Annotated in this window: 26 protein-coding genes and 1 pseudogene; 12 read left to right on the top strand and 15 right to left on the bottom strand. The window is 70.2% G+C overall.

Annotated features, from left to right (window positions below; translation table 11 throughout):
- Positions 1-4 precede the first annotated feature (4 nt).
- From AC3IPY_RS04840 to AC3IPY_RS04795, 10 genes are all read right to left on the bottom strand, one after another.
- The gene (locus AC3IPY_RS04840) at positions 5-922 is read right to left on the bottom strand and encodes a carbohydrate ABC transporter permease (protein WP_489187061.1); all 918 of its coding nucleotides are present in this window, start codon (positions 920-922) and stop codon (positions 5-7) included.
- Positions 919-1827, bottom strand: coding sequence for a carbohydrate ABC transporter permease (locus tag AC3IPY_RS04835; protein WP_489188436.1), 909 nt, complete (start codon positions 1825-1827; stop codon positions 919-921). The genes AC3IPY_RS04840 and AC3IPY_RS04835 overlap by 4 nt, the downstream gene beginning before the upstream one ends.
- 167 nt (positions 1828-1994) lie before the next feature.
- The gene (locus AC3IPY_RS04830) at positions 1995-2129 is read right to left on the bottom strand and encodes a hypothetical protein (RefSeq protein ID WP_489187060.1); all 135 of its coding nucleotides are present in this window, start codon (positions 2127-2129) and stop codon (positions 1995-1997) included.
- 37 nt (positions 2130-2166) lie between these two features.
- A complete protein-coding gene (locus AC3IPY_RS04825; protein WP_489187058.1) occupies positions 2167-3294 on the bottom strand; it encodes an ABC transporter substrate-binding protein in 1128 nt (375 codons plus the stop codon).
- A gap of 257 nt (positions 3295-3551) precedes the next feature.
- A complete protein-coding gene (locus tag AC3IPY_RS04820) occupies positions 3552-3701 on the bottom strand; it encodes a hypothetical protein (protein WP_489187057.1) in 150 nt (49 codons plus the stop codon).
- Positions 3694-4821: a Gfo/Idh/MocA family protein gene (locus AC3IPY_RS04815; protein WP_489187056.1), complete on the bottom strand. Its 1128-nt coding sequence runs from the start codon at positions 4819-4821 to the stop codon at positions 3694-3696. The genes AC3IPY_RS04820 and AC3IPY_RS04815 overlap by 8 nt, the downstream gene beginning before the upstream one ends.
- Positions 4821-5834: a DUF6807 domain-containing protein gene (locus AC3IPY_RS04810; protein ID WP_489187055.1), complete on the bottom strand. Its 1014-nt coding sequence runs from the start codon at positions 5832-5834 to the stop codon at positions 4821-4823. Before AC3IPY_RS04810 ends, AC3IPY_RS04815 begins: the two co-directional genes overlap by 1 nt.
- A gap of 292 nt (positions 5835-6126) precedes the next feature.
- The gene (locus tag AC3IPY_RS04805; protein WP_489187053.1) at positions 6127-6390 is read right to left on the bottom strand and encodes a hypothetical protein; all 264 of its coding nucleotides are present in this window, start codon (positions 6388-6390) and stop codon (positions 6127-6129) included.
- Positions 6391-6770: 380 nt separating this feature from the next.
- Positions 6771-7127: an Imm8 family immunity protein gene (locus tag AC3IPY_RS04800; RefSeq protein WP_489187052.1), complete on the bottom strand. Its 357-nt coding sequence runs from the start codon at positions 7125-7127 to the stop codon at positions 6771-6773.
- 214 nt (positions 7128-7341) lie between these two features.
- Positions 7342-9003 carry an IS30 family transposase gene (locus tag AC3IPY_RS04795; RefSeq protein ID WP_489186430.1) on the bottom strand — a complete coding sequence of 554 codons (1662 nt, stop codon included), beginning with the start codon at positions 9001-9003 and terminating at the stop codon, positions 7342-7344.
- A 261-nt stretch (positions 9004-9264) separates the two neighbouring features.
- On the opposite strand from AC3IPY_RS04795, the gene AC3IPY_RS04790 reads away from it, so the two are divergent.
- Entirely contained in the window at positions 9265-9786 is a 522-nt protein-coding gene (locus AC3IPY_RS04790; RefSeq protein ID WP_489187050.1) for a GNAT family N-acetyltransferase, read from the top strand.
- Complete coding sequence (locus AC3IPY_RS04785) at positions 9783-10055, top strand: hypothetical protein (RefSeq protein ID WP_489187048.1); 273 nt, start codon at positions 9783-9785, stop codon at positions 10053-10055. Before AC3IPY_RS04790 ends, AC3IPY_RS04785 begins: the two co-directional genes overlap by 4 nt.
- Before the next feature lie 184 nt (positions 10056-10239).
- Here the strand turns inward: AC3IPY_RS04785 and AC3IPY_RS04780 are convergent, their stop codons facing one another.
- Positions 10240-10461, bottom strand: coding sequence for a PLDc N-terminal domain-containing protein (locus AC3IPY_RS04780; RefSeq protein WP_489187047.1), 222 nt, complete (start codon positions 10459-10461; stop codon positions 10240-10242).
- An 89-nt stretch (positions 10462-10550) separates the two neighbouring features.
- Here AC3IPY_RS04780 and AC3IPY_RS04775 point away from each other — a divergent pair, with 89 nt between their 5' ends.
- Positions 10551-11009, top strand: a complete 459-nt coding sequence (locus tag AC3IPY_RS04775; protein ID WP_489187046.1) for an SRPBCC family protein — start codon at positions 10551-10553, stop codon at positions 11007-11009.
- Positions 11006-11482, top strand: coding sequence for a DUF1990 family protein (locus AC3IPY_RS04770; RefSeq protein WP_489187044.1), 477 nt, complete (start codon positions 11006-11008; stop codon positions 11480-11482). Before AC3IPY_RS04775 ends, AC3IPY_RS04770 begins: the two co-directional genes overlap by 4 nt.
- An 18-nt stretch (positions 11483-11500) precedes the next feature.
- Here AC3IPY_RS04770 and AC3IPY_RS04765 read toward each other — a convergent pair whose 3' ends face one another.
- From AC3IPY_RS04765 to AC3IPY_RS04755, 3 genes are all read right to left on the bottom strand, one after another.
- Positions 11501-13072 (bottom strand): transporter, encoded by a 1572-nt coding sequence (locus tag AC3IPY_RS04765; protein ID WP_489187043.1) that lies wholly within the window; start codon positions 13070-13072, stop codon positions 11501-11503.
- Entirely contained in the window at positions 13054-13842 is a 789-nt protein-coding gene (locus AC3IPY_RS04760) for an ABC transporter ATP-binding protein (RefSeq protein ID WP_489187042.1), read from the bottom strand. The genes AC3IPY_RS04765 and AC3IPY_RS04760 overlap by 19 nt, the downstream gene beginning before the upstream one ends.
- A gap of 146 nt (positions 13843-13988) precedes the next feature.
- Positions 13989-14804, bottom strand: a complete 816-nt coding sequence (locus AC3IPY_RS04755) for an MBL fold metallo-hydrolase (RefSeq protein ID WP_489187041.1) — start codon at positions 14802-14804, stop codon at positions 13989-13991.
- A gap of 90 nt (positions 14805-14894) precedes the next feature.
- On the opposite strand from AC3IPY_RS04755, the gene soxR reads away from it, so the two are divergent.
- The 4 genes and pseudogenes from soxR to AC3IPY_RS04735 all read left to right on the top strand — a co-directional run bounded on the left by soxR (position 14895) and on the right by AC3IPY_RS04735 (position 18517).
- Entirely contained in the window at positions 14895-15392 is a 498-nt protein-coding gene (gene soxR / locus AC3IPY_RS04750) for a redox-sensitive transcriptional activator SoxR (protein ID WP_489187040.1), read from the top strand.
- A gap of 49 nt (positions 15393-15441) precedes the next feature.
- Positions 15442-16392 carry an NAD-dependent epimerase/dehydratase family protein gene (locus AC3IPY_RS04745; RefSeq protein ID WP_489187039.1) on the top strand — a complete coding sequence of 317 codons (951 nt, stop codon included), beginning with the start codon at positions 15442-15444 and terminating at the stop codon, positions 16390-16392.
- A pseudogene (locus AC3IPY_RS04740) lies at positions 16389-17309 on the top strand (5-dehydro-4-deoxyglucarate dehydratase); the annotation flags it as partial. The gene AC3IPY_RS04745 and the pseudogene AC3IPY_RS04740, both read left to right, overlap by 4 nt.
- Positions 17310-17452: 143 nt before the next feature.
- Positions 17453-18517, top strand: a complete 1065-nt coding sequence (locus AC3IPY_RS04735; RefSeq protein WP_489187038.1) for a mandelate racemase/muconate lactonizing enzyme family protein — start codon at positions 17453-17455, stop codon at positions 18515-18517.
- Positions 18518-18560: 43 nt separating this feature from the next.
- Here the strand turns inward: AC3IPY_RS04735 and AC3IPY_RS04730 are convergent, their stop codons facing one another.
- A complete protein-coding gene (locus AC3IPY_RS04730; RefSeq protein WP_489187037.1) occupies positions 18561-19916 on the bottom strand; it encodes a Gfo/Idh/MocA family protein in 1356 nt (451 codons plus the stop codon).
- Positions 19917-20178: 262 nt separating this feature from the next.
- Between AC3IPY_RS04730 and AC3IPY_RS04725 the strand changes: the two genes are divergently transcribed.
- From AC3IPY_RS04725 to AC3IPY_RS04710, 4 genes are all read left to right on the top strand, one after another.
- Entirely contained in the window at positions 20179-21261 is a 1083-nt protein-coding gene (locus AC3IPY_RS04725; protein ID WP_489187036.1) for a LacI family DNA-binding transcriptional regulator, read from the top strand.
- A gap of 714 nt (positions 21262-21975) precedes the next feature.
- On the top strand, positions 21976-23199 hold the full coding sequence (locus AC3IPY_RS04720; RefSeq protein ID WP_489188435.1) for a Gfo/Idh/MocA family protein: 1224 nt from the start codon (positions 21976-21978) through the stop codon (positions 23197-23199).
- Positions 23200-23201: 2 nt separating this feature from the next.
- Positions 23202-24506 carry a dihydrodipicolinate synthase family protein gene (locus tag AC3IPY_RS04715; RefSeq protein WP_489187035.1) on the top strand — a complete coding sequence of 435 codons (1305 nt, stop codon included), beginning with the start codon at positions 23202-23204 and terminating at the stop codon, positions 24504-24506.
- Positions 24503-25381, top strand: coding sequence for a sugar phosphate isomerase/epimerase family protein (locus AC3IPY_RS04710; RefSeq protein ID WP_489187033.1), 879 nt, complete (start codon positions 24503-24505; stop codon positions 25379-25381). The genes AC3IPY_RS04715 and AC3IPY_RS04710 overlap by 4 nt, the downstream gene beginning before the upstream one ends.
- The last annotated feature ends 93 nt before the right edge of the window (positions 25382-25474 follow it).

Genomic DNA, 25474 nt, shown 5'->3' with positions numbered 1-25474 from the left:
GAACCTAGCCCTTCAGCCCTTGGGTGGCGACGCCGTCGACGAGGAACCGTTGGAAGACGATGAAGAAGATGAGGATCGGCAGCAGCGCCAGGAACGACACGGCCATGGTCGCCCCGTAGTCGGACGTCGAGGTCTGGTCGTTGTAGAGCTTCAGCGCGATCGGCAGCGGGTACTTCTCGGGCGAGTTCACGTAGAGCAACGGACCCAGGAAGTCGTTCCAGGTCCAGATGAACGTGAAGATCGCCGAGGTGATCAGGGCCGGCTTGATGAGCGGGAGGATGATCGAGAAGAAGATGCGGATGTGTCCGGCGCCGTCGATGCGGGCGGCCTCGTCCATGTCGCGCGGGATGTTTCGGATGAACTGCACGATGAGGAAGACGAAGAACGCCTCGGTCGCGAGGAACTTCGGCAGGATCAGCGGCCAGTACGTGTCGACGAGCTCGAGCTTGTTGAACAGGATGTACTGCGGAATGATGATGACGTGGAACGGCAGCAGCAGCGTTCCGATCATCGCCGCGAACAGCAGCCCGACCCCGCGGAACCTGATGCGGGCGAACGCGTAGGCCGCGAGGGCTGATGAGAACAGGGTGCCGATCACGGCCATCGCCGCGATGAACAGCGAGTTCGCGAAGAACCGCCACAGCGGGGTGCCCGCGATGCCCTCGACGACCTTGAAGTAGTTGTCGACCGTCGGGTTGTCGGGAATCAGGCCGGGGTTCTGGCCGAACTCGCTCGAGGGCTTGAACGTCGCGAACAGCATCCACACGAGCGGATAGAGCACGATCGCGGTGAGTGCGAGCAGCACCACGAACCAGATGATCGTGTTGACCGTCTTGCGCTTGATGCGACGACGGCGCTGGGGGGCGGCCGGTTCGGTCGCGACCTCGAGCATCTCGGCGCGGGGGACTTCGATCGTGCTCATCGGCTCTCTCCTGCGTAGTGCACCCAGCTCTTGGACGTCTTGAAGAGGATGAACGCGATGATGGCGACCACGATCACGAGCACCCAGGCCATGGCGGCCGCGTAGCCGAACTGGCCGTCGGCGAAGCCGCGCTTGTAGAGGTAGACGGTGTAGAAGTTGGTCATGCCGGCCGGGCCGCCCGAGCCGTTCGAGATGATGTAGGCCGACGCGAACACCTGGAACGCGTTGATGATCTCGAGCAGCAGGTTGAAGAAGATGACGCTCGACAGCATCGGTATCGTGACCGACCGGAACTTGCGCACCGGGCCGGCGCCGTCGACCTCGGCGGCCTCGTAGAGCTCCAGCGGGATCTGCTTGAGTCCGGCGAGGAAGATCACCATCGGAGCGCCGAACTGCCAGACCGCGAGCAGGATCATCATCGGCACGACGAGGGCGACATTTCCCACCCATCCGCCGAGCTCGATGCCGAAGAAGCTCAGGCCGTTGTCGACCGGGCCGTTCGTGGAGAACATCGCCCGCCACACGATCGCGACCGAGACGGAGGCCCCGATGAGTGACGGGGCGTAGAACGAGGAGCGGAAGAAGCCGGACCCCTTGTTGCGGTAGTTGAGCAGCATCGCGATGCCGAGTGCGGCGGCGAGCTTGATCGGCGTGCCCACGAGCACGTAGACCAGCGTGATCTGCACCGACTGGATGAACTGCGGGTCGTTCGTGAACATGCGCACGAAGTTGTCGAACCCGACCCACTCGGGGTCCTTGAACAGGTTGTACTTCGTGAAGGCCAGGTAGAGGGAGTAGATCATCGGCCCGAGCGTGAGCCCGAGGAACCCGATCATCCACGGCACGAGGAACCCGAACCCGGCGAGCGACTCGCGTCTCGCGGCGCGACGTCGGCCCGGACTCATCGAGGGCCCGCCGCGTTCGGCTCGGCGCAGTTCTCGGCGCATGGCCTTCGCGTCGGCTCCCGCCGTCACGATGGACTGGGTGGTGGTCACGTGGAACTCCGATTCTTCCTGAGGGTACTCCGGGCGGGGCTGCCTGCCCCGCCCGGAGTCGCGGCGCGAGCGCCGGGTTACTGGTTCAGGACGACGTCCATCTCGCTGAAGAACTGCGAGACCGCGTCATCGACCGTGAGCGTGCCGTAGACGAGCTCCGTGCCGATCTGCCGGAACTTCTCCTCGAGGGTGCCGTAGCCGACGATCGGCACGGGCGGGGCGTCGCCGAGGCGGTCGGCGATGGAGGCCTCATAGTCGGCGATCTGCTGGCTCAGCGGGTCGAGGTCCGCGCCCTCGAGCGCGGTCGTCGAGGCCGGCAGGCCGCGGTTGGTGCCGAACGCAGCGCCCGACTCGGGGCTGTTGATGAGGAAGTTCACGAGCGTCGCGGCGGCCTCGGGGTGCTCGGTCTTGGCCGAGATCGAGTGCAGCATCGAGGGCTTGAGGTACAGGTCCTTCGCCCCCTCTTCGGTGATCGGCGGGGCGATCAGGCCGAGCTCGGTGTACGACTCGCCCAGGTTGCCGAGGTAGCCGGCGCCGAAGTTGTCCCACGTGCAGCTCGCTCGCGGTGAGTGCCGCGTCGAAGCCCGAGAGCGGGTAGACCTCCTCGAGGCGCTGCTGGTCGATGACCGTGCCGTCGGTACGGATGGTGTCGCCCTGCTCCCAGAACGCCTTCAGGTCCTCTTCGGTGAAGTTCGGCTCGCCGTCCTCGGTGAAGAGGTCCTCGCCGGCGGCCCGCTGCTGGATCTCGAAGTTCTGGATGCGACCGGTCCAGTCGGTGCCGCCCCAGAGCTCGGCGCCCTTCGCGGATGCCGCGTCGGTGACCTCCTTCATCCAGGCGTCGTAGTCCTTCCAGTCACCGCCCGCGAACTCGTCGATGCCGACCGAGTCGAGCAGCTTCGGGTTCGTGTACAGGCCCCACGCGTTCGTGGAGGTCGGGATGCCGGTGGTCTCGTCGCCGACGACGCCGATGTCGAGGATGTTCTGCGCGAGCGGCTCGGTGTCGATGATGTTGCCGAGGTAGGGGTTCAGGTCGAGCAGGAGCCCGTTCTCGGAGTACTGGCGCAGGTACGAGTAGTCGAACTGCATGACGTCGGGCAGGCCGCCGCCGGCCGCCTCGGTCTGGCGCTTCTCCCAGAACTCGGGGAAGCCGAGGAACGAGGTGTTCACCGTGATGTTCGGGTACTCCTCGTTGAACGCGGCGATCGCCTGGTCGTAGAGGTCGGCGCGCACGTCGTTGCCCCAGAAGGCGAGGTCGAGCGTGACCTTCTCGTCGGGGTCGTAGGTGGCGGCTGCATCGGAACCGCCGCCCGAGCACCCCGTGAGCACGAGTGCCGCGCTCGCGGTCAGTGCGGCCGCGGCGAGCGCTGTGCGTCGCATGCGAATGTTGAACATCGTTGTCCTCCCGGAAACGTCAGTGTCTGCCTGGTGCCTGTGAGCGCTCTCGGAAAGCGCTTGCCCAAATGTAACCGAGCGATGCCGGGCGGTCAACCAAAATCGCAAAATCGTTTCAATTCGTGATCATCCAGGGATGCCGCGACCCACGCCGGATCACGAGAACTCCAGATCAGCGGATGATTCGTCCGATTCGATCCGGCGCCCGTCTTCGGGCGCCGGGCCATCGCATCGGAGCTCGCTCAGGCCTCGGGCAGGGCCGAGACCGGCGCGTCGCGGTCGCAGTCCAGCCTGCCATGCTCCACGCGCAACTCGGCCGCGAAGATCGCGCTCGCCTGCGCGGCCGGCGCGCGTCGTCGACTGGAGGCTCGGCGCACGCCGTCGTCAGCCACGGCGCAGGTCGGTCACCGGGCTCTCGAGGCTGCGCCGGTGCGCGGCATCCGCTCGCAGCGTCTCGGGCGTGACGACCTGGCCGCTCGCGGCCGACGCGTAGATCGCGGTGACGATCTCGAACGAACGCGCGACGCCGCTCGCCGTCGACGGAAGCGGGGCGCCCGAGCGCAGCGCCGCGTAGATGTCGCGCACGAGCGGATCGTGGCCGCTGCCCTCCTCGACGTCGGGCAGCGCCCAGGCCGCCTGCACCTCGGGCGAGACATCCGGAGCCGGCGTGATGCGCCAGTGCTCGTGCGCGTGCCCGTAGAGGTGATCGACCGTGATCGTCGCCAGCTCGGTGTCGATGCGCACCGAGCTCGTCTGCCGCGGCGAGAGGGCGCTCGTGACGACGGATGCCACGACCCCGCCCTCGAACGTCACGACCGCGGTCGAGACATCCTCCATCTGGGTCTCGCGGTCGAGGCGCCAGAGCTGGCCCCTCACGCTCGTCCAGTCACCGAGCAGCCAGGCGAGCAGGTCGATCTGGTGGATGCCGAGACCGAGCGTCGGACCGCCGCCCTCGGTGGCCCACTTGCCGCGCCACGGCACGGCGAAGTACGCCGGGTCGCGGTACCAGAGCGTGCTGCAGGTGGCCACGAGCGGACGCCCCAACGCACCGGAGTGCAGCAGGTCGCGCACCTGCGCCGGAGCGGTGCCGGTGCGCTGCTGGAACACGACCGCGAGGCGACGGTCGTTGCGGGCCGCGGCATCCGTCATCGCGTCGAGCTCGTCGAGGCTCAATGCCGCGGGCTTCTCGCAGACCACGTGCACGCCCGCGTCGAGCGCGGCGATCGTCTGCTCGGCGTGCACCCCCGGGGGCGTGAGCACGTGCAGCACGTCGACGCCGCCACGCTTCAGCAGGTCGGCGAGCGAGTCGTCGACGCGCGGCACGTTCCACCGGTCGGCGAAGCGGCGGGCGTGCGCCGGGTCACGATCGGTGATCGCCACGAGTTCGGCGTCTGGCGAGGCGGTGAGGGCCGCGGCATGCGAGTCGGCGATGGCACCGGTGCCGACGAGGGCGGCGCGCAGGGGGCGGGTCGCGGGCGGCATCGTGCCTGCGGTGTCAGGGTTCGCGGTCATCAGTTTCCTTCTGCGGTTCGGACTTCGAGCTCCAGCAGGCCGTCGAGCGCGGCGGCGCCGGCCGCGGCGAGCCGCTCGGCCCGGTGGGGATCGCTCGCGCCGTCGGCGATCACCACGCCGTAGCGCAGCTCGAGCGTCGCGCCGGGCGCGACGATGTGCTCCTCGCTGAAGAACGGCGCAGGGCAGAGACAGGCGAACTCCTCGGCGCGCGCGAACCACTGCGGCGGATGCTGCACGTTCGCCGCGTGATCGACCATGACCACGGTCGACGCCGTTCCGGTGCCGTCGTGCCGTCCGCTGAACCCCATCCACGGCGAGCGGATGCCTCGCAGCTCATCGCCGCCCGCAACCCCCGGCGCGAGCAACGAGCCGCCCGTGAACGAACGCGGACCTCGCCAGAAGAGTCCGCCGTAGCCGGCGTTCTCGCGGCCGCGCGTCGTCGGCGACCCGATCGGGATCCCCCGGTCGGTCGTGTTGCGCAACCTGGTCTCGAAGCCGAGCAGCCAGGCGTCGTCGGCGAGCGTCGTCGCCGCGATCGTGCGCTCCTCCGCGAAGACGTGCTCGCCGGCCTCGGTCACCCAGTCGAGGCGCTCGACACGACGGGCGCCGGTCGTGGCATCCGATCGCGGTGCGGCGTCCGCCCGCCCGTCGGCAGTCGTACGCTCCGAGGCATCCGCTCGCCCTGGGCCCTCTGGTGCGCCGAACGCGCAGTGCCGCTGCTCGCCGTTGTTCGGCAGCTGCACGTAGCCCTCGCCGCGCACGAAGGTTGGTCCGCCCCAGAAGTTCTCGTCGCCGACGACCGGCAGCGACCAGGCGATGCCCTTGTGCCAGACGTGGTCGTGCGGGCGGAACAGCGAGACGACCTCGCCGCCGAGCGTGCGGATCGGGCTGAAGTACGGGCGCGGCGACTCGAGGCGCACATCGGCCGGTCGGAACACGTACTCGGCGAGCACCGTCTCGCCACCACGGATCAGCAGGCGGTCGTCGGCCTCGTCGATGCGGATGTCGGGCATCGGTCTCCTTCGATCGTCGTCGATCCGGCGGTCTGCGTGCGCAAGCTGCTCGGGAAAGCGTTATCCAACCCTACACGGCGCACCGGTCGATGCGAGGGCCGACGCACGCTCGCGGCACCCAGCCCTCAGCCGACGAGCAGCACGACGGCCACTCCGACGAGCACGACCAGCATGGCGGCGCCGAGCACGATGAGCAGGGTCCGATTCACAGCCGAAGCCTACCGGCGGACCCGCCCCGCCATCAGGTGCCCCTGCACCCGCGCCGGTCGCCGACCGCCTGACCGCAGCGGAGCTACCTCTGCCGCCTGCCGAGCGCGAACCCCACGGCGCCCGCCAGCACGATGAAGCCGAGCGCCACCGCCGCCCCGCCGACCAGGACCGGTGTCGTGAGCAGGATGCCGAACCCCGGAGCGAACACGGACGCCGCCAGCGGCTGGTAGGCGAACCAGCCGAACGACGCGGCCGGCTGCGCGACGCCGGCGAGCAGCATGACGACCACGCCTCCGACGACGAGCACGGCGGCGCCCGCGAGCACGATCAGCATGGTGCGCGGCATCCGTTCCACCCTCGAAGCGTAGCGGGCTGCAGCACGGCGCTTCCGATTCGCATCGAGTGAACGACTCACAGGAGCCACCTGCACGACACGCGCAACGCCACGGCGCATCACCTCGAGTCGTCCTGCACCTTGCGGAGACTCCCACGTGTTGCCTTGTCCGCAAGCGGATTGCTGCCAGGACGGTCACGGCGACGGTCGTCCAGAAGGCCGGGCGGCGTAGCAGCGGCGGCTTCCCTGTCCCGGGAGTCTGCTCGGATGTCATTCAGAAAAGATAGCGGCCCCGTGAACGTGGTAGTCGAACACCTGCACGCGGCCTACGCCGCGAGATAGCCGTCCAATCGCGAGGCTTTGCAGACGGATCCCTCTGCAGGGCCCCTCGATCAGGGCCGGTAGTCTTCGAACTCCCAGTGGCCGAGTCGACCGAGGCGTTCCGCGATCTCGACCCAGGTGTCCCCTTCCACGCGCTCCACTCTGAGGGCGAGCCAGTCGTGGAGCGCCCGCTTGTCAAATTCGTCGAGGTTGACGATTAGGTGATGCCTGGCGTCGTAGATACCACCGGCGGTTCGGCAAGCGCGCGCGAGCCATTCGGGCGTGCAAACGGTGATGTCGAAGCTTTCGTCGCCGGGGCTGTCAGCAGGGCCGACGATCAATCGAGCGTGGAGACAGAATTCAGTCGGTTCGGCGGAGAGACTCGCCGGATCCGGCTCGAAAGCAAGGCTTCTCAAGGTCGCGTGCATGAGACGATCGTGCCGCATGAAGTGGATGCGAGGGCACCGACCATGCGTGCTGCGGTTCAGAGCCCGCAAGCCGGTCAGACAGCGGACGTTGAGCCGATAGCGGAGAAACGCGCCCGCCTGGCGAATGAGGTGCCCGTTCACCCCGCCCGATGAAAATGCCCGCCGAGGTGCGGCGGATTCTGGTGGTCGACGCAACGGGACAGGTGTTTGCAGGCTATCGGAGTGCTGTTGCCGGGGCGCGGTGTTCTTGTCGGAGGCGTCGTGCTGGGGTGTCGTAGTCGAGGGTTTTCCGTGGGCGGTGGTTGATCTCGTTGACGACGCGGGCGACGTGCGCGGTGGTGTGTTGGGCGAGGTTCGTGCCTTTCGGGAAGTACTGGCGGAGGAGTCCGTTGAAGTTCTCGTTCGCGCCGCGTTGCCAGGGGCTGGCGCGTTCGGCGAAGTAGATCGGGATTCCGGTCGCGTTCGTGAGGGCTTCGTGGCTGGACATTTCCACGCCCTGGTCCCAGGTCAGGGAACGCTTCAAGTGTTTGGGCAGGGTCGCGAACGCGCCGATCACGGCGTGGTTCACGGACGCGGCGGTGTGGTCCTTGGGCAGGTTGATGACCATCCCGTACTGGGTTTTCCGTTCACGGAGGGTGACCATCGCGGACACGGATCCGACCCCGACGATGAGGTCGCCTTCCCAGTGTCCGGCGGTCAGTTTCGTTTCGATCTCAGCGGGTCGTTGGTCGATCATGGTCATGTTCCGGATCCTTGAGCCCTGCCCGGTGCGGGTGCGCCAGCGGGTCTTCCGGATCCGCCGTCCGGTGCGCAGCTTCGACGCGTACCGCTGGTGCAGTCCGCCGGGTTCGCGGAGGAGCAGGGCACGGTAGATGGTCTCGTGACAGACGTGCATGCTGGGCTCGTCGGGGTAGGCCTTCCGGAGCCACCCGGCGATCTCCTCGGGTGACCAGCACCGGTTCAGCTTGCGTTGCACGAGCCGTCGCAACACGGCGTTGCCGACGAGCCTTGGGGTCTTCGGTCGGGCGCGTTGCCGGTGCGCGTCATGGTCCGCGGTGCGGGGCAGGTAGTTCCCGGCCTGGTCGGTGTGCCGGCGTAGTTCCCGGCTGATGGTCGACGGGTGCCGGCCGAGTTGGCGGCCGATCTGACGTATCGAGCATCCCAATCGGAGCAGGTCCGCGATCTGCATCCGCTCCCGCCCGGTCAGGTACCGCCCTGTCGATGGCCGTGGTGGGGTGAGTGAGGGGATGAGGAAGTTGTTCTGCTTCCGGATCTGGGTTCCAGCACGACGCGACATACCGAGGATTCTGCAAGCGTCGACGTTGCTGACGCCCTCGCGCATCAACTGCCAGTACCGGTCGGTGCGTTCCCGACGACGTGTCGTGGCATCGGTTTCGCCGAGCATGGCGTCGACCAGCCCGGCCGACGCATGCAACGCGTCCCGGTGTGCCGCGGTTGCTGCGTTCCGTTTGCGGCGTTCCGTGGCCTGCCGGTCGAGTTCGAAGGCGTCGGCCCGACCCGGGGTGATTCGTAGCCGGTGGGCGCACCGCGTCACCCTGACTCCGCTGGAGCGAAGTTCATCGAAGCGGCGTTGGATCCACCGGTAGCCCGTGGAACGAGCCACGCCCGCCGCCCGGGACGCGGCATCGCAGCCCGCACCCGACTCGAACGCGACCCAGAACACCTGCTCGCGTGACGGATCGACACGCAGATGATGGCGGCCATCACGCCCGACTACCGCTTCCCAGTCCGGCAACCGACTCGAACGGAACCCGAGCGCATCGACCGCGTCACCAGGACTCAGCCCGCCACGACGGAGCTGGACATACCGGTCACGCAGGAACCGGTACCCGACCTCCTTATCGATCCCCGCCATCCGGGCGGACCCTTTGAGGCCGTGCCCTTGACTGATCGCCGCGAGAAACCGCACAGCCGCGGGAGAAGAGAACAACGCCACCACGAGCAACAACCTCCAGAACGGGGTGTTGCATCGATCAATAGAATCCGGGGTGCGCCTACTGCGACGGCACCGCCGGGAGCTTCGGTTTCCATCGACTTGGCGATTGTCGGCGTGTGCGAGAAACCCTCGGGGGTTGTGCGAGAACCTCCGCACAACATCCGTGACTACCGTTGACCCATGACGATCGACTTCGCCGTGCGCCGCGCCGAACTCGCGGACGTGCCCGGCATGGCGCGCGTCATCGTGGAGTCCTGGCGCGAGACCTACCGCGGCCTGATGCGCGACGACGTGCTCGACGACCCCGACTTCCCGCACCGGCGCGAGGCGTACTGGACGGCCGCCCTGAGCGATCCGAAGTACGCGCAGAACGTCGCCGCCGTCGCCGTGCACGACGGCTCGGTGGTCGGCGTCGCAATGTCGGGTTCGTCGCTCGACGAGGCCGACGGGCCGCGGCAGCTGTACGTGCTCTATGTGCTCGCCCGGCTCCACGGCTCGGGCGCGGGCGCGGCGCTCCTCGACGCCGTCCTCGACCCGGCCGAGCCCGCGGTGCTCTGGGTCGCGGATCCGAACCCCCGCGCACAGGCGTTCTACCGAAGGCACGGCTTCGCCGCCGACGGGTCGACCAGGGTCGAAGAGGATGTGCGCTCCATCCGAATGGTCCGGGCCAGGGAATCCGATGCAGCCGAGGCGACCGCATGACCGCGCCAGCGCCGAAGCCTCGGCCGTACACGCGGAGCGCCGGCGCGCTGCGCTGGCCCTGGATCTTCCTCGCCGCGATGATCGGTATCGCCGTGTTCCTGCTGACCAGCGTCAGTCAGGGCGCTTGCTCCGACTCGCCGGACCCGGCGGCGAGCCACTGCGAGACCGGCCCGGCGATCGGCGTCGCCGGCGTGTGGATCGCCTGGATCGCCTACGCCGTCTTCGTCGTCTTCTGCCTGGTCAAGACGATTCGAGCGCGTCGCGCCTGAGCGCCGAGGGCCTTGCCGGTCGGCACTTCGACGACGAGCCGGTCGAGATCAGCGGATGTCGCGAGTCAGCGGATGTCGCAGGTCAGCGGATGTCGCAGGTCAGCGGATGTCGCAGGTCAGCGGATGTCGCAGGTCAGCGGATGTCGCAGGTCAGCGGATGTCGCAGGTCAGCGGATGTCGCAGGTCAGCGGATGTCGCAGGTCAGCCGGATTCCGAACGGATGCGGCCCGGCGGCGAACCAGACGATCGCGGTCACGAACGGGAAGAAGACGACGGCCGCGACCCAGACCCAGCGCTCGAGCTCCTCGAATTCGGCTGACCTCATGATCTGCGTGATCGCGAATACGATGGCACCCAGGTACGCGACGGCGACCACGATCGCGATCGCAGCGCTGAAAGGATCCATGTTCGGACCATAGCGCGCCCCGCGCGGCGACACCACCGCCACAGCCGCATCGGACGGCCATCCGTGCCGCCGCCTGAGATGATCGACGGGTGGTCAGCACCTTCAGGATCGTCACCCGCACCGACGTCTCCGTCGAGCGCCTGTTCGAGGCATCCCTCAGCATCGACGAGCACGTGGCGTCGATGGCGGGTTCGGGTGAGCGGGCGATCGGCGGCGTGACGAGCGGATCGATCGCGCTCGGCGAGACGGTCACGTGGCGTGCGAGGCATTTCGGCATCTGGTTCACGATGAGCTCGCAGATCACGAGCCTCGACCGGCCGCACCGGTTCGTGGACGAGCAGGTCGCGGGTCCCTTCCGCTCGTTCGTTCACGAGCACACGTTCGCCGACGACGGGGAGACGAATGTGATGGTCGACACGCTCACGATCGCCTCGCCGATCTTCGGACGGCTCGCCGAGCGCCTCGTGCTCGTTCCCTACCTGCGCCGACTCATCGAGCAGCGCAATCGCCACCTCATCGAGGCGCTCGGCTCGACGAGCACCGCATGACGGACCCGCAGCTGCCGGTCTGGCCTGCGGGCGACGCCGCCGGGTTCCGGCGCTCGGAGGCGTCGGCGCTGATCGGCAGCGGCGAGGCCCTGTGGGAGCGTGCCGCCCGCGACATCCTGAGCTGGAAGGTGAAGACCAGGAGCGGATTCAGCGTCGAGGATGCCCGCCCCGTGGCATCCGGCGCTCGCCTGATCGTCACGGCCCGGGTGCTCTGGATCACGGTGCGCGAACCCGTCGAGGTCGTCGCCGTGGTCGAGACTCAGTCGCGCGTCGGATTCTCGTATCGCACGCTGCCCGGTCACCCGGTCTCGGGCGAGGAGGCGTTCATCGTCCACCGTGACGGTGCCGACGTCGTGTTCACGGTGCGATCGCTCACGCGGCCGGCGCCGCAGCAACCGTGGCGCGCCCTCTACCCGATGCTGCGCGTCGCGCAGGTGATCGCCAGGCGCAGGTACCTGCGCGCGCTGCGGTAGCCCGGATCGCGGCCGTCACTACTTCTGTCGCTGCAGTTCCGCGAGCAGCTCGGGGCCCCTGCGGTCGAGAATCCGGCCGCCGACACGAACGCCGATGACGAGCAGCACCGTTCCGAGCACGATGCCGACGACGAGCGAGATCCAGCCGTAGAGGACCTGGCCGGTCGCGAAGCCGACGATCGCGAGCACGAGTTCGGGCAGCACGAGGACCGCGAGGATGCCCCACGTCGCGAACAGCGACAGCATCAGGCTGAAACCGCCGCCGGGCTTCGACTTGAAGGGGCTCTCGCCCGGAGCGGGCACGGCGAAGACGAATCGACCCGAGATCAGCGACGACAACGCGAACCCGCTGAGCAGCACGCCGATCGTGATGCCGAGCAGGCCCGGAAGCGCCGTCCACGTGTCGGACAGCCAGACGGTGGCGAGCACGACAACGAGCGAGAGCGGCACGGCGAAGACCGCGAGGGCGAGCACCCGGCCGATGCGATCGTCGCGTCCGCTCACGCCCTTCTGCAGGTGCAGTGCGAAGGCGGTGTTGTCGTACGAGACATCCGTGTAGATCGACATGGAGAGCAGCACGGCGATGATCGGGCCGACCCAGTTGAACGCGGCCAGATCGCCGTTCGTGCCCGAGTAGACGAGGATGAACACCGGCACGAGCGGCAGCGTGATGAGCGACTGCGAGTACCGGGGGTCGCGGATCCAGTACGTCAGCGCCCTGGCCGCGACAGCTCCGGCCGGCGTGCCGGGGAAGATGCCGAAGAAGCCGAGTCCGCGCTTGGCCGCCTTCGCCGGTGCGGACCGCGCGGGGGTCTCGAGCGCCTTGGCCAACCCCCACCGCCAGACGAGCCAGAACGCGGCCAATGTGGCGAGGCCGATGAGGAACTCGAGGCCGGCGCGACCGAACTCGCCGGCCGCGACGTCGGCCGGAACCGCCCAGACGGCGCCGAGCGGCGTCCATGCGATGACCGAGGCGATCTGCGGAAGCGCGTCGAAGCTGTCGCTCAGCAGCCGCTGCACGCCGAGGATGATCGGCCCGAGGAGCACCAGCGGGATGAAGACGACCAGGCCCTTGGCTTCGCGGAACCGACGACCCTCGCCGATGATCGAGGCGATCGCGACGAGCATCCGCGATCCGACGACGCAGGTGAGCACGCCGATCACCGCGCACACGATCGCGACGAGCGCGGCGAGCGGATGCTGCCACCATGTCAGGGCCGTCGCGAGAGACGCGATCGAGGTCACGATGCCGGGCACACCGAGGATCCCGCTCACCGTGAGCCCCACGAGGAGCGTGCGAAGCGGGATCGGGAACGTCACGAGCCGCGAAGGCTCGACGGTCTGGTCGATGCCGGATGTCAGCACGGGCAGGACCGTCCACCCGAGGATGAGAGCGGCGCCCGCGAGCACGATGACCGCACGGGCGACCTCGGTCGGCGCGAAGCTGAGACCGATGAGCCCGACGACGATTCCGATCATGATGCCGAGACCGTAGAGCCCGCCGATCACGAACGCGACGAGCTGCCACGGGCTGCGCCTCAGCGAGTTCGCGAGCAGGAGGAACCGGAGCCTTACGAGAGTCGCAACCATTCCGGCCCTCCTCCCGATCGACGGCCGCCCACGAGGTCCATGAAGCGATCCTCGAGCGTCGAGTCCCCGCGCACCTCGTCGGTCGTGCCCGACGCGAGCACTCGACCCTCGGCGATGATCGCGACGTGATCGCACATGCGCTGCACGAGGTCCATCACGTGGCTCGAGACGATGACGGTGCCGCCCGACCGCACGAACCCCTCGAGGATGTCGCGGATGTTCGCCGCCGAGACCGGGTCGACAGATTCGAACGGCTCGTCGAGCACGAGGAGCCGTGGGGCGTGCACCAGCGCGCAGGCGAGCGCGATCTTCTTGGTCATGCCCGCGGAGTAGTCGACGACGAGCGTGCCGCCGGCGCTCTCGAGATCGAGCAGGTGCAACAGGTCGGCGCCGCGCTCGGCGGCGACGTCGCGGTCCATGCCGCTCAGCAGGCCCGCATAGGTCACGAGTTGGATGCCGGTGAGCCGGTCGAAGAGCCGCACGCCGTCGCTGAGGATCCCGACGAGCCTCTTCGCCTCGAGCAGGTCGCTCCAGACGTCGACGCCGTGGATGCTGATCGCGCCGGCATCCGGTCTCAACAGGCCGGTGGCCATCGACAGCGTCGTCGTCTTGCCGGCGCCGTTCGGTCCGACCAACCCGAAGAACGAGCCGTTCGGCACGTCGAGGTCGAGTCCCGCGACGGCGGCCTTGTCGCCGAAGGCCTTGGCCAGGCCCCGGATCTCGAGGGCGGGCGCCTCATTCGCCACCGTGGGCCGAGCTTCGTCCGTCATGCACATCTCCGATCCGATCGTGTTCCGCGAACCCGACCCACGATACGAACTCGAGGCCGCCGGCGTATCCCCCGCACGGGGGATACGGGAGCTGCGGATGCCTCGCAACGACCCGGTCGGAGACGCATCGCTCGGGGGCGCGAACGTCACTCCGACACTTCGTCGCGCAGCCAACTGATGTAGCGGCGCAGCGAGCGGCCCGTGATCTCATGCGCCTGCGCGGGCAGTTCGCCGAAGGCGCCGTACAGCCGGTCGAACTCCAGCGCCAGCACCGTGTCCATGATGCGACGCACCGCTCGCTCGGGCAGCGGGATGTTGTTGACGAAGCTGCGCATGACGTTGACGGAGCTGCGGTCGGCTCCGATCGCGATCGTGTCGCCGGTCAGCAGGACGCCCCGCCCCTCGGCCCCGGCCGGCCAGTGCACGACGCTGCTGCCCGCGAAGTGGCCACCGCATTCGAGCATCACGAGTCCGGGCAGGAGCTCGACGCGGTCCTGCCAGAGCGTGATGGCCGGGTCTGGTCGCCTGATCCACGCCTCGTCCTTCGCCGCGACGTAGACGGGCGCATGGTCGAAGGCGTGGCTCCATTGAATGGACGATCCGGTGAGGTGCGGATGACTCGATGCGATCGCCGCGACGCCGCCGAGAGCGCGGACCGCCTCCACTCCGGCGTCGTCGATGAAGCCCGGAGGCTCGAAGAGCAGGTTGCCGGCCCCGGTCTGCACGAGCAGCCCGCGCTGCCCGATGCCGAGCCCGGGCTCGGTCGTGATGCCGTGCAGGCCCGGCTCGATCTCGAACGCGGCGATGCGATGGCCCCGCTCGGCCAGCTGCGCGCGCGTCGTCCACCGCTGCCCGCCCGCCGGAACGTACTGGCGGTCGTCGGAGCAGATGGCGCACGACGCCGGCGGCGTCTCGGTGTCGGAGTGCTCGATCGCGCACGTGGCACAGGTCCAGATCGTCATGGGAGAAGCCCTTCGTTCGGTGACGGCACGGCCAGCCTGCATGCTCAAGTGGACTTGAGGTCAACCCCGTCCCGCATCGAGAATGGCGACATGGCCCCGATCGCCCCGAACGAGCTGCTGTCCATCGGCGAGACGGCGTCGCGCGCCGGCGTCACCGTGCCCACGCTCCGGTACTACGAGGAGCGCGGCCTGGTCACCGCCGTCCGCGAGGCGGGCGGACGGCGCCGGTTCCCGCGGCATACCCTGCGTCGTCTGGCCGTCATCGCGGCCGGCCAGCGCGTGGGGCTCTCCTTGGAGCAGATCCGGCTCGCCATGGCCGAGCTGCCCACGGATCGCGCTCCGAACCAGCGGGAATGGCGCAGGATGAGCGCCGGTTGGGCGAGCCTGCTCGCCGTGCGGGTGCGCGAACTGCAGGCGTTGCAGACCGACCTCGACGGATGCATCGGCTGCGGCTGCCTCTCGCTCGGGCGCTGCGTGCTGTTCAATCCCGACGACGAGGCCCGCACCGAGGGCTCCGGCAGCAGGTGGCTCCGGCACGCGATCGAGGACGGCGCCTCGTCGCCGGAGTTGTCGCCGCCCCGGCCGTGATCTACGGTAGGAGGGAAAGCGATTTCCCAAGGGCGGGCGAAGGAGCGACATGCGGGTCATCGTCACCGGATCAGCCGGGCGGCTCGGGCGCAGCGTCGCCGTCGGGCTCGCGGCATCCGGCCATCAGGTCATCGGCGTCGACCGCGTCACCGCCGGGCTCGACGGCGTGGAGGAACGCACGGCCGACCTCACCGACGCCCTCGCGACCCGGTCCCTCTTCGACGAGGTCCGGCCTGAGGCCGTCGTGCACCTCGCCGGCATCGCCGTGCCGTTCAGCGCTCCCGAGCACCACATCCTCATGACGAACACCGCGCTCGTGCACACCGTGCTGGCCGCCGCGGTCGACGCGGGCGCCGAACGCGTGCTCGCCGCGAGCAGTCCGACCGTGCTCGGCTACAGCGATCCGGCCTGGCGTGCATCGCGGGTGCCGCTCGACGAGACGGTGCCGCCCGAACCGGCCAACGCCTACGCGCTCTCGAAGCTCGTCATCGAAGAGACGGTGCGCATGTTCGCCCGCACCTCCCCCGGCGCGTTCGGGTTCTTCCGCCCCTGCTACGTCATCTCCCCCGAGGAATGGGCCGGCGCGCCGACCCAGCAGGGCCACACCCTCGAGCGGCGTCTCATCGACCCGGCGCTCGCGGCCGTCAGCCTGTTCAACTACCTCGACGCGCGCGACGCCGCCGCGTTCGTCGACGCCTGGCTCGCCGCGCCGGCCGAGGCGGTCGACGGCGAGGGGTTCTTCGTGGGAGCGGCCGACGCACTGGCCGTGCACCGCATCGCCGACCTCTGGCGGGAGTACGCACCCGCGCTCGGTGAACCGGCCGACGCGCTCGGCCGGGGCCGGCCCGTGTTCGCGATCGACAAGGCCGAGCGGCTGCTCGGCTGGCGGCCCGAACGCGCCTGGCGCACCGAACTCGACCCCGCCGCGCTCGAGCGCGTGCTCGCGGCATCCGACGCGTTCACCGCACACGACGAACTCACCGAAACGAGTCCCCGATGACCACGACCGCTCCCCTGCCCGGCCCGTCGTTCGACGGCGTGCTCTTCTTCCCGGTCACGCCGTTCGGCGCCGACGGCGCGCCCGACCACGAGCTGCTCGCCGAGCACGTCGCCTCGCGGATGCCATTCGGCCCCGGCGGGGTGTTCCCGGCGTGCGGCACGGGCGAGTTCCACGCGCTCTCGGCCGGTGAGGCCATCGAGGTCGTCCGCACGACGGTGCAGACCGTGAACCGACGCGTGCCCGTGATCGCGGGCGCCGGCGGTCCGCTCGGCCACGCGATCGAGCTCGCGCGCGGCGCCGAGGCCGCTGGCGCCGACGGCCTGCTGCTGCTCCCGCCGTACCTCGTCTCGGGCACTGCGGACGGGCTCGTCGCCTGGGTCGAGGCCGTCGCCGCGGCATCCGACCTGCCCGTGATCGTGTACCACCGCGGCACGGCCCGGTACACCGCCGACGCGATCACGCGCCTCGCCGCGAACCCGAAGGTCGTGGGCTTCAAGGACGGCACCGGCGACATCGGCCTCGCTCAGGAGATCGTGCTCGCCGCAGAGGCCACCGGCCGCGACTTCGCGTTCTTCAACGGCCTGCTCACCGCCGAGCTCAGTCAGGGCGCCTACCGCGGCATCGGCATCCCGCTGTACTCGTCGGCGGCGTTCGCGATGATCCCCGAGCTCGCCGCCCTGCACTACCGCGCCTACACCGACGGCGACGAGGCGACGCGCCTGCGCCTGCTCGCGGAGTTCTACCGGCCCCTCGTGAACCTCCGCGACGAGACGCCGGGCTTCGGCGTCTCGCTCATCAAGGCGGGCCTGCGCCTGCGCGGCCTGCCCGTCGGCCCGGTGCGCCCGCCGCTCGTCGACCCGACCCCCGAGCAGGAGGCGCGCCTCGGCGCGATCCTCGAGCGCGGACTCGAGCTCGCCGACGAACTCGGCGACGGCGGCGATGCCGCGAGAACCGAGCAGCGAGCGGATGCCTCGCAGCGGTCGGATGCCTCGCAGCGGGCGGATGCCTCCGGCGCGAGCGCCGCCGATGCTGCGGCGAGCGCGGCGGCGGTGCCGGCCCGGTGACCGCCGAGATCCGCAGCCTCGCGACCCGCCGCATCCGCGTGCCGCTCAGCCGCCCGTGGGGGCCAGACGTGCGCGACCTCTCCCTCGTCGAGGTCGTCGTCGAGGACGCCGACGGTGCAGAGGGGCGCGGCTTCTCGTGGACCCCGTCGATCGGCGCGGCCGCCGTCGAGGCGCATCTCGCGAACGACATCGCCGCGTTCGCACTCGGACGCGACGCCGACGCGTCGGCCATGTGGCATCCGCTCTGGGCGCACCTGCACGAGGGCGGCAGCGGCGGCATCACGACGATCGCGATGGCGGGACTCGACCTCGCCCTCTGGGACCTCGCCGCCCGCCGCGCCGGCCTCGGCATCGCCGACCACCTCGGCCGGCACCACGAGACCGCGACCGTCTACGGCAGCGGCGTCAACCTGCACTACCCGCTGCCCGAGCTCGTCGCGCAGGCCGAACGGTGGGTCGAGGCGGGCTTCGAGGCCGTCAAGGTCAAGGTCGGCAGCCCCGACCTGGCCGACGACGTCGCCCGCATCCGGGCGGTGCGCCAAGTGCTCGGCCCCGACCGCGGCCTCATGATCGACGCGAACCAGCGGTGGAGCCTCGAGCAGGCCGAACGCGCCGTCGGCGAGCTCTCGGCGTTCGACCCGACCTGGATCGAGGAGCCCCTGCGCGCCGACGACCTCGCCGGCCACGTCGCCCTGCGGCAGCGCATCGACGTGCCGATCGCGCTCGGCGAGAACCTGCACACGCGCTACCGCTTCGCCGAGTTCATCGACGCCGGCGCCGTCGACCTCGTGCAGCCGAACATCGTGCGCGTCGGCGGCATCACGCCATTCCTCGAGATCGCCTCGCTCGCGGCCTCGCGCGGGGTCGGCCTCGCGCCGCACCTGCTGCTCGAGCTCTCGGCGCAGCTCGCGCTCACGCTGCCCGGCGACCACCTCGTCGAGGCCGTCGAGGACGCCTCCTTCGAGGCGCTCGGCGCACTCGCCTCCCCCTCACCGGTCGAGGTCGACGGATGCCTCGTGCACACCACGGGGCAGCCGGGCCTCGGCCTGCGCTTCGCCTGAACGCCCGAGCCGCGGATCACCCCGGCCCGCGGCATCCGCTCGCTCAGACGCCGAGCTCGAGCTCGCTGATCAGCACGGGGCGACCGGTCTCGAGCGAGAGGTTGCCCGCGATGCCGACGGACACCGCGCGCACGCCGTCGGCGTAGCCGGCGACGCGGCCGAGCGGCGCGTCGTCCGTCACCCGCCGGAAGAGGTGGTCGAGCAGGAACGCGTCGCCGCCGCCGTGGCTGCCGATGCCCTCGGGAATGGGCACGACCTCGGCGCCCTCCCAGTGGCGCTGCACGACGAGCCGCTCGCCGTCGGGGCGAACGCCGTCGACGGCCGAGGCATCCGGATGCATCGAGGGGTCGACGATCACGCGACCGTCCTCGCCGATGAGCACGGCGCCGCGCTCGACGACCTCGAGCTCGGCGCGGCCCTCGGTGCCGTTCACGGTCACGCGATACCCCTCCCAGGGCGCGTGGGCGTTCAGCGAATAGCTCATGGTCGCGCCGGAGTCGTAGTCGACGAGGGCGGCGAGGTTGTCCTCGATGGTGATGCCGGCGTCGAACACGTCGCGGTCGCGCAGGTAGCCGTCGTGGTGCTCCTGGTCGAGGTAGAGCTCCTTCATGCGCGCGTCGCCCGCGAGGTCGAGCGCGAACGGGTCGCCGGATGCCCCGGTGCCGGTGCCGGTGCCGCGGGCCGGCCGCTCGCCCAGCCCGCGCGCCTCGGCGTTCTCGGCGCCGTAGAACCGCAGGCCGCCGCTCGCGAAGACGCGCACGGGCGCCGCGCCGATCCACCAGTTCACGAGGTCGAAGTGGTGCGAGGCCTTGTGGATGAACAGCCCGCCCGAGTTCTGCTTCTGCCGGTGCCAGCGGCGGAAGTAGTCGGCCCCGTGCACCGTGTCGAGCGCCCACTCGAAGTGCACGCTCGTGACCCGGCCGATGCGGCCGTCGGCGATGACCTGCCGCAGCGTCGAGTTGCGCGGGCTGTAGCGGTAGTTGAACGTCGTGATGACCTCGCGGCCCGTCTCGGCGATGGCCTGGCCGATGCGGCGCACGCTCTCGGCGTCGATCGTGAGCGGCTTCTCGACCACGACGTCGGCGCCGGCCCTCAACGCGCGCACGACGTACTCGGCGTGCGTGAAGTCGGGCGTGGTGATGACGACCCGGTCGATGCGCTCGTCGGCGATCATGCGCTCGAGGTCGCCGACGTCGTATCGGGCGGGGGCCGGATGCCGCGACGCGACGACCTCGCGTTCGTAGACGTCGAGGCGCCCGGGGTTCACATCGCACCACGCCACGAGGTCGGCGATCTCGGCGACGTGCTCGGCGCCGAACGCGGTTCCGGACATCGCCGCGATGTACATGCCCGCCCTGCTGCCCGTGCCGATGAGTGCGTACCGTTCGTGCTGCGTCATGCCGTGCTCCATCGCGTGGTCGGTCGATCGGCGGCACCTGCGGAAATCGCTCGCCCAGCGACATCCGACCTGCGCCTCGTTCCGCAGGAAACCAGCGGGAAAGCGCTATCTCAACCTGCAGTACAGTTCTACCAGCAACACCGGGCGATGCGAAACCCCGCCGCGCGACCCGCGCGGTAGAGTCGAGGCGCTCGGCCGAGACGCGACCCCGCGCGACGCGACCCACCCACGCGACGCGGCCGACCTGCGACCAGGAGGACCCATGGCTGAGGGCGGCCCCACCACCCGGCGATCGACGCCGGCCACCCTGCACGACGTCGCCCGCGAGGCGGGCGTCTCGCTCGCCACCGCCTCCCGCTCGCTGAACGGCAGCGCCCGCAAGGTCAACGAGGAGTACCGCGAACGCGTGCTCGCCGCCGCCGCCAAGCTCGGGTACACCCCCAACCTCTCGGCGCAGGCCGTCGCCCGCGGCACGTCGACCACGGTCGCGCTGCTCGTGGCCGACATCGCCGACCCGTACTTCTCCTCGATCGCCGCGGGCGTCGTCGGCGCCGCGGGCGAAGACCGCCTCATCGTCACCATGGCCGAGACCAAGCGCGACGCCGAGCGCGAGCTCGAGCTCGTGCGGGCGATGCGCGGGCAGCGGCCTCGCGTGATGATCCTCTCCGGATCCCGCAACATCGGCGACCCCAACGCCGCCGCCCTCGAGGCCGAGCTCACCGCCTACGAGCAGACCGGCGGCCGTGCCGTGTTCATCAGCGAGAGCGACCTGCCGTTCCGCACCCTGCCGCTCGCGAACCGCGCCGGCGCACGCGACCTCGCCGTCGAGCTGCACGCGCTCGGCTACCGTCACTTCGCCGCCCTCACCGGCCCCGAGACGCTGCGCACCGCGCACGATCGCATCGCCGGATTCTCCGAGGGGCTCGCCTCCTCGGACGCCCGCCTGCCCGACGACCGGCTCTTGCGCAGCGCCTTCACGCGCGACGGCGGCTACGACGCCATGCGCCGCCTGCTCGAGTCCGGCCTCGGCGACACCCAGGTCGTCTTCGCGCTCAACGACGTCATGGCCATGGGCGCCATGTCGGCCATCCGCGACGCCGGGCTCGAACCCGGCCGCGACCTCGCCGTCGCCGGCTTCGACGACATCCCCACCGTTCGCGACGTCACGCCCCGCCTCACGAGCGTGCGCATGCCGCTCGAGCGCATCGGCGAGCAGGCCCTGCGCCTCGCACTCGATGACGACGCGGATGCCTCGACCGAGCGCGCCTCGCCGGTCGGCACCTCGTCGGGCGACATCTCGCCCGAGGTCGTCATCCGTGAGAGCACGCCCCGCCTCGAGGCCTAACACCCCGACCACGCCAAGCTCGCGGGCGCCGCTCGCCATGCCCAGGTGACGACCTGCAGGAGAATTCGCCGCGCAGCGCCACCTGCGCTGCGTCCGGCCCACATCCTCCGACATTCCGACCCCGACCCCGACCCCGGCCGGGGCGGGCGCCGCTCGCCACCCCGCCATGCCCAGGTGACGACCTGCAGGAGAACTCGCCGCGCAGCGCCACTTGCGCTGCGTCCGGCCCACATCCTCCGACATTCCGACCCCGACCCCGACCCCGGCCCCGGCCGCGGCGGACGACCTGCAGGAGAACTCGCCGCGCAGCGCCACTTGCGCTGCGTCCGGCCCACATCCTCCGACATTCCGACCGCGACCCCGACCCCGGCCCCGGCCGCGGCGGACGACCTGCAGGAGAACTCGCCGCGCAGCGCCACTTGCGCTGCGTCCGGCCCACATCCTCCGACATTCCGACCGCGACCCAGGGGGCGGCCGGGGCCGCGGCCGGGGTCGCCCCCGACCCAGGGGCAGTTGCCGCTCCGATACCGGTCTTGCGCGTCGCGCACCCGTGTGGCACACTCTGGTAAACGCTTTCCCAGTGCAGGGAGTGGCATCGCCCACCTCCTGCCCCGTCGAACAGGATTCACCGTGGCAGACACCGCAGCCAACGCAGGCGCAGCACCCGCAGGCACCTCCACCTCAGCAGCCGCGCCGCAGAGCATCGGCATCATCATGAACGGCGTCTCGGGCCGCATGGGGTACCGTCAGCACCTCGTGCGCTCGATCCTCGCGATCCGCGAGCAGGGCGGCGTGCTCCTCGCCGACGGCGAGACCCGGGTGCAGGTCGAGCCGATCCTCGTCGGGCGCAGCGAGAAGAAGCTCGCCGACCTCGCCGCCAAGCACGGCATCGAGCACTACACGACGAATCTCGACGAGGCGCTGGCCGACGACCGCTGGCAGATCTACGCCGACTTCCTCGTGACGAAGGCGCGCAAGGCCGCGATCACGAAGGCCATCGCCGCCGGCAAGGCGATCTACACCGAGAAGCCGACGGCCGAGTCGTTCGAGGAGGCCCTCGAGCTCGCCCGCCTGGCCGACGAGGCCGGCATCAAGAACGGCGTCGTGCACGACAAGCTCTACCTGCCCGGCCTGCAGAAGCTCAAGCGCCTCATCGACTCGGGCTTCTTCGGCCGCATCCTGAGCGTGCGCGGCGAGTTCGGCTACTGGGTCTTCGAGGGCGACTGGCAGCCCGCCCAGCGCCCCAGCTGGAACTACCGCGCAGAAGACGGCGGCGGCATCATCGTCGACATGTTCCCGCACTGGAACTACGTGCTCGAGAACCTCTTCGGCCGCGTCGAGTCGGTCTACGCGAAGGCCGTCACCGAGATCCCCGAGCGCGTCGACGAGCGTGGCGAGGCCTACCCGGCCACGGCCGACGACGCCGCCTACGCGATCTTCGAGCTCGAGGGCGGCGTGGTCGCCCAGCTCAACTCGAGTTGGACCACGCGAGTCAACCGCGACGAGCTCGTCGAGTTCCAGGTCGACGGCACGCACGGATCGGCCGTGGTTGGCCTCTTCGGCTGCAAGATCCAGCCGCGCAACGCGACGCCCAAGCCGGTGTGGAACCCCGACCTCGCCGACGAGCACGACTACGCCGGCGACTGGATCGAGAGCCCCGGCAACCGCGAGTTCGAGAACGGCTTCAAGACCCAGTGGGAGGAGTTCATCCGCCACGTCGTCGAAGACGGCCCCAACGAGTTCGACTTCCTCGCCGGCGCGCGCGGCGTGCTGCTCGCCGAGCAGGGCCTCGCGTCGAGCCGCGAGGGTCGCCGCATCGAGCTCCCGGTCGTCACGCTCGCCACGAGCACGAGCACGAGCACGAGCACGAGCACGAGCGAGAACCGAGCGGATGTCGCAGCCGACGTCGAGGCTCCCGAGTTCGTCGGAGCGCGCTGACCATGACCTCGCTCACCCTCCTCGACCCTGACGGAACGCTGCGTTCCGCGGGCCTCGCCGAGGCTCCGGCGTTCGCGAAGCCGCGGCATCCGCTCGCCGGCAGAGTCGCGTACGCGGCCGCGCATGTCGTGCCCAAGGCCCACGCCGACAACACGCCGGGGCAGCCGGCCGAGATCGACTGGGACGCGACGCTGGCGTTCCGCCACCACGTGTGGTCGTGGGGTCTCGGGGTGGCCGACGCCATGGACACGGCCCAGCGCAACATGGGCCTCGACGCGGCGGCCACGCGCGAGCTCATCTCGCGCAGCGCGGCCGAGGCGGCGTCGGTCGGCGGCAAGCTCGTCGTGGGCGTGAACACCGACCACATCGACGAGGAGCAGATCTCGCTCGACCGGGTCATCGACGCCTACAAGGAGCAGCTGCACCACACCGAGGACGCGGGTGCGGGCGTCGTGCTCATGGCGAGCCGCCATCTCGCGCGCGCGGCACGCACGGCCGACGACTACCGCCGGGTCTACCGCGAGGTGCTCGCCGCCGCGAGCACGCCGGTGGTGCTGCACTGGCTCGGCACCGCGTTCGACCCCAGCCTGGCCGGCTACTTCGGTTCCGAGGACACGGATGCCGCGGCCGAGACCCTGCTGCAGATCATCGGCTACAACGGCGACAAGGTGCAGGGCGTCAAGATGAGCCTGCTCGACGCCGACGCCGAAATCGCCGTTCGGCGACGCCTGCCTGCGTCGGCGCGCATGTTCACGGGCGACGACTTCCACTACGTGGGGCTCATCGAGGGTGACGAGCAGGGCCACTCCGACGCGCTGCTCGGCGCGTTCTCGTGCCTCGCGCCGAACGCGTCGGCGGCGATCCAGGCGCTCGACCGCGGCGACGTCGCGGCGTACCGCGAGATCCTCGCGCCGACCGAGCCGCTCTCGCAGCAGGTCTTCGCCGCGCCCACGTACTACTACAAGACGGGCGTCGCATTCCTGGCCTGGCTGAACGGCCACCAGGCGGCATTCCAGATGGTGGGCGGCCTGCACGCGGCTCGCAGCCTGCCGCACCTCTCGCGCATCGTCGAACTCGCGAACGCGTCGGGCGCCCTCGAGCGCCCCGAACTCGCGGCGGCCCGCTGGCACTCGCTCCTCACGCTGAACGGCGTCGAGGTCACGTCGGCACCGGCGACGGATGCCGCGAGCCGAGCGGATGCCGCGACCCGGGCGCGCGGCGCGGCCGATGCCGCCGGCACGTCAGAGGACTCCGCGTCGGCGGATGCCGTCGACGCGGCATCCGTCGACGAGGAGGTGCTCGCATGAGCGCCCACCCACGCCTCTCGATGAACCAGGCCACGATCAAGTACGCCTCGCTCGCGGAGGCCCTGCGGGTCACGGCCGACGGCGGATACGAGTCGATCGGCTTCTGGCGCGAGCCCGTGCAGGCCGTCGGGCTCGACGAGGCGGCCCGCCGTCTCGCGGACTCGGGCCTGCGGTTCTCGACGTATTGCCGCGGGGGCTTCTTCACCATGCCCGAGGGCCCCGAGCGACGTGCCTCGATCGACGACAACCGTCGCGGCATCGACGAGACGGCGACCCTCGCGGCCGCCGGGGCTCCGGGCAGCACGCCCGTGTTCGTGCTCGTCGCGGGCGGCCTGCCCGAGGGGTCGACCGACCTCCTCGGCGCCCGGTCGCGCGTGGCGGACGCCCTCGACGAGCTGGCCCCGCACGCGGCATCCGCTGGGGTCACGCTCGCGATCGAGCCGCTGCACCCGATGTACGCGTCCGACCGGGCCGTGGTCTCCACGCTGCGTCAGGCGCTCGACCTCGCACGGCCGTTCGACCCTGCGGTCGTCGGTGTCGCGGTCGACACGTTCCACATCTGGTGGGATCCCGACGTGCTCGCGCAGATCGCCCGCGCCGGGGCATCCGGCCGCATCGCGACCTACCAGGTCTGCGACTGGAGGGCCCCGCTCGAGGCCGACGTGCTGCTCTCGCGGCATGAGCCGGGCGACGGCGTGATCGACTTCGCGAGCCTCACGGCAGCCGTCGAGGCCACCGGGTACGACCGCGACATCGAGGTCGAGATCTTCAACCAGGAGATCTGGGACACCGCATGGCCCGACGTCGTCGACCGCACCGCGCGCGCGTTCGAGACGGCCGTGGCGCCGCATCTGCGGGCGTCGGTGCGCGCGTAGGCTCGCGCGGCAGCGCCGCACACGGCAGCGCCGCACACCGCAGCGCCGCTCACCGCATCGCCTCGATCCCCTCTCGTCATCTCGACGGGAGGG

This window comes from Agromyces sp. GL_144 (assembly GCF_057834305.1).
This window is presented reverse-complemented; position numbering and strand designations above follow the sequence as displayed.

Excerpts from the sequence above, each read along its gene's own strand:
- AC3IPY_RS04715 (WP_489187035.1), top strand. The coding sequence starts at position 23,202 with ATGACCTCGCTCACCCTCCTCGACCCTGACGGAACGCTGCGTTCCGCG.
- AC3IPY_RS04770 (WP_489187044.1), top strand. The coding sequence starts at position 11,006 with ATGACGGACCCGCAGCTGCCGGTCTGGCCTGCGGGCGACGCCGCCGGG.
- AC3IPY_RS04785 (WP_489187048.1), top strand. The coding sequence starts at position 9,783 with ATGACCGCGCCAGCGCCGAAGCCTCGGCCGTACACGCGGAGCGCCGGC.
- AC3IPY_RS04815 (WP_489187056.1), bottom strand. The coding sequence starts at position 4,821 with ATGACCGCGAACCCTGACACCGCAGGCACGATGCCGCCCGCGACCCGC.
- AC3IPY_RS04790 (WP_489187050.1), top strand. The coding sequence starts at position 9,265 with ATGACGATCGACTTCGCCGTGCGCCGCGCCGAACTCGCGGACGTGCCC.
- soxR (WP_489187040.1), top strand. The coding sequence starts at position 14,895 with ATGGCCCCGATCGCCCCGAACGAGCTGCTGTCCATCGGCGAGACGGCG.
- AC3IPY_RS04720 (WP_489188435.1), top strand. The coding sequence starts at position 21,976 with ATGAACGGCGTCTCGGGCCGCATGGGGTACCGTCAGCACCTCGTGCGC.
- AC3IPY_RS04780 (WP_489187047.1), bottom strand. The coding sequence starts at position 10,461 with ATGGATCCTTTCAGCGCTGCGATCGCGATCGTGGTCGCCGTCGCGTAC.
- AC3IPY_RS04725 (WP_489187036.1), top strand. The coding sequence starts at position 20,179 with ATGGCTGAGGGCGGCCCCACCACCCGGCGATCGACGCCGGCCACCCTG.
- AC3IPY_RS04835 (WP_489188436.1), bottom strand. The coding sequence starts at position 1,827 with ATGAGTCCGGGCCGACGTCGCGCCGCGAGACGCGAGTCGCTCGCCGGG.
- AC3IPY_RS04760 (WP_489187042.1), bottom strand. The coding sequence starts at position 13,842 with ATGACGGACGAAGCTCGGCCCACGGTGGCGAATGAGGCGCCCGCCCTC.
- AC3IPY_RS04825 (WP_489187058.1), bottom strand. The coding sequence starts at position 3,294 with ATGCGACGCACAGCGCTCGCCGCGGCCGCACTGACCGCGAGCGCGGCA.
- AC3IPY_RS04710 (WP_489187033.1), top strand. The coding sequence starts at position 24,503 with ATGAGCGCCCACCCACGCCTCTCGATGAACCAGGCCACGATCAAGTAC.
- AC3IPY_RS04755 (WP_489187041.1), bottom strand. The coding sequence starts at position 14,804 with ATGACGATCTGGACCTGTGCCACGTGCGCGATCGAGCACTCCGACACC.
- AC3IPY_RS04730 (WP_489187037.1), bottom strand. The coding sequence starts at position 19,916 with ATGACGCAGCACGAACGGTACGCACTCATCGGCACGGGCAGCAGGGCG.
- AC3IPY_RS04840 (WP_489187061.1), bottom strand. The coding sequence starts at position 922 with ATGAGCACGATCGAAGTCCCCCGCGCCGAGATGCTCGAGGTCGCGACC.
- AC3IPY_RS04800 (WP_489187052.1), bottom strand. The coding sequence starts at position 7,127 with ATGCACGCGACCTTGAGAAGCCTTGCTTTCGAGCCGGATCCGGCGAGT.
- AC3IPY_RS04795 (WP_489186430.1), bottom strand. The coding sequence starts at position 9,003 with ATGGCGGGGATCGATAAGGAGGTCGGGTACCGGTTCCTGCGTGACCGG.
- AC3IPY_RS04745 (WP_489187039.1), top strand. The coding sequence starts at position 15,442 with ATGCGGGTCATCGTCACCGGATCAGCCGGGCGGCTCGGGCGCAGCGTC.
- AC3IPY_RS04805 (WP_489187053.1), bottom strand. The coding sequence starts at position 6,390 with ATGCCGCGCACCATGCTGATCGTGCTCGCGGGCGCCGCCGTGCTCGTC.
- AC3IPY_RS04765 (WP_489187043.1), bottom strand. The coding sequence starts at position 13,072 with ATGGTTGCGACTCTCGTAAGGCTCCGGTTCCTCCTGCTCGCGAACTCG.
- AC3IPY_RS04810 (WP_489187055.1), bottom strand. The coding sequence starts at position 5,834 with ATGCCCGACATCCGCATCGACGAGGCCGACGACCGCCTGCTGATCCGT.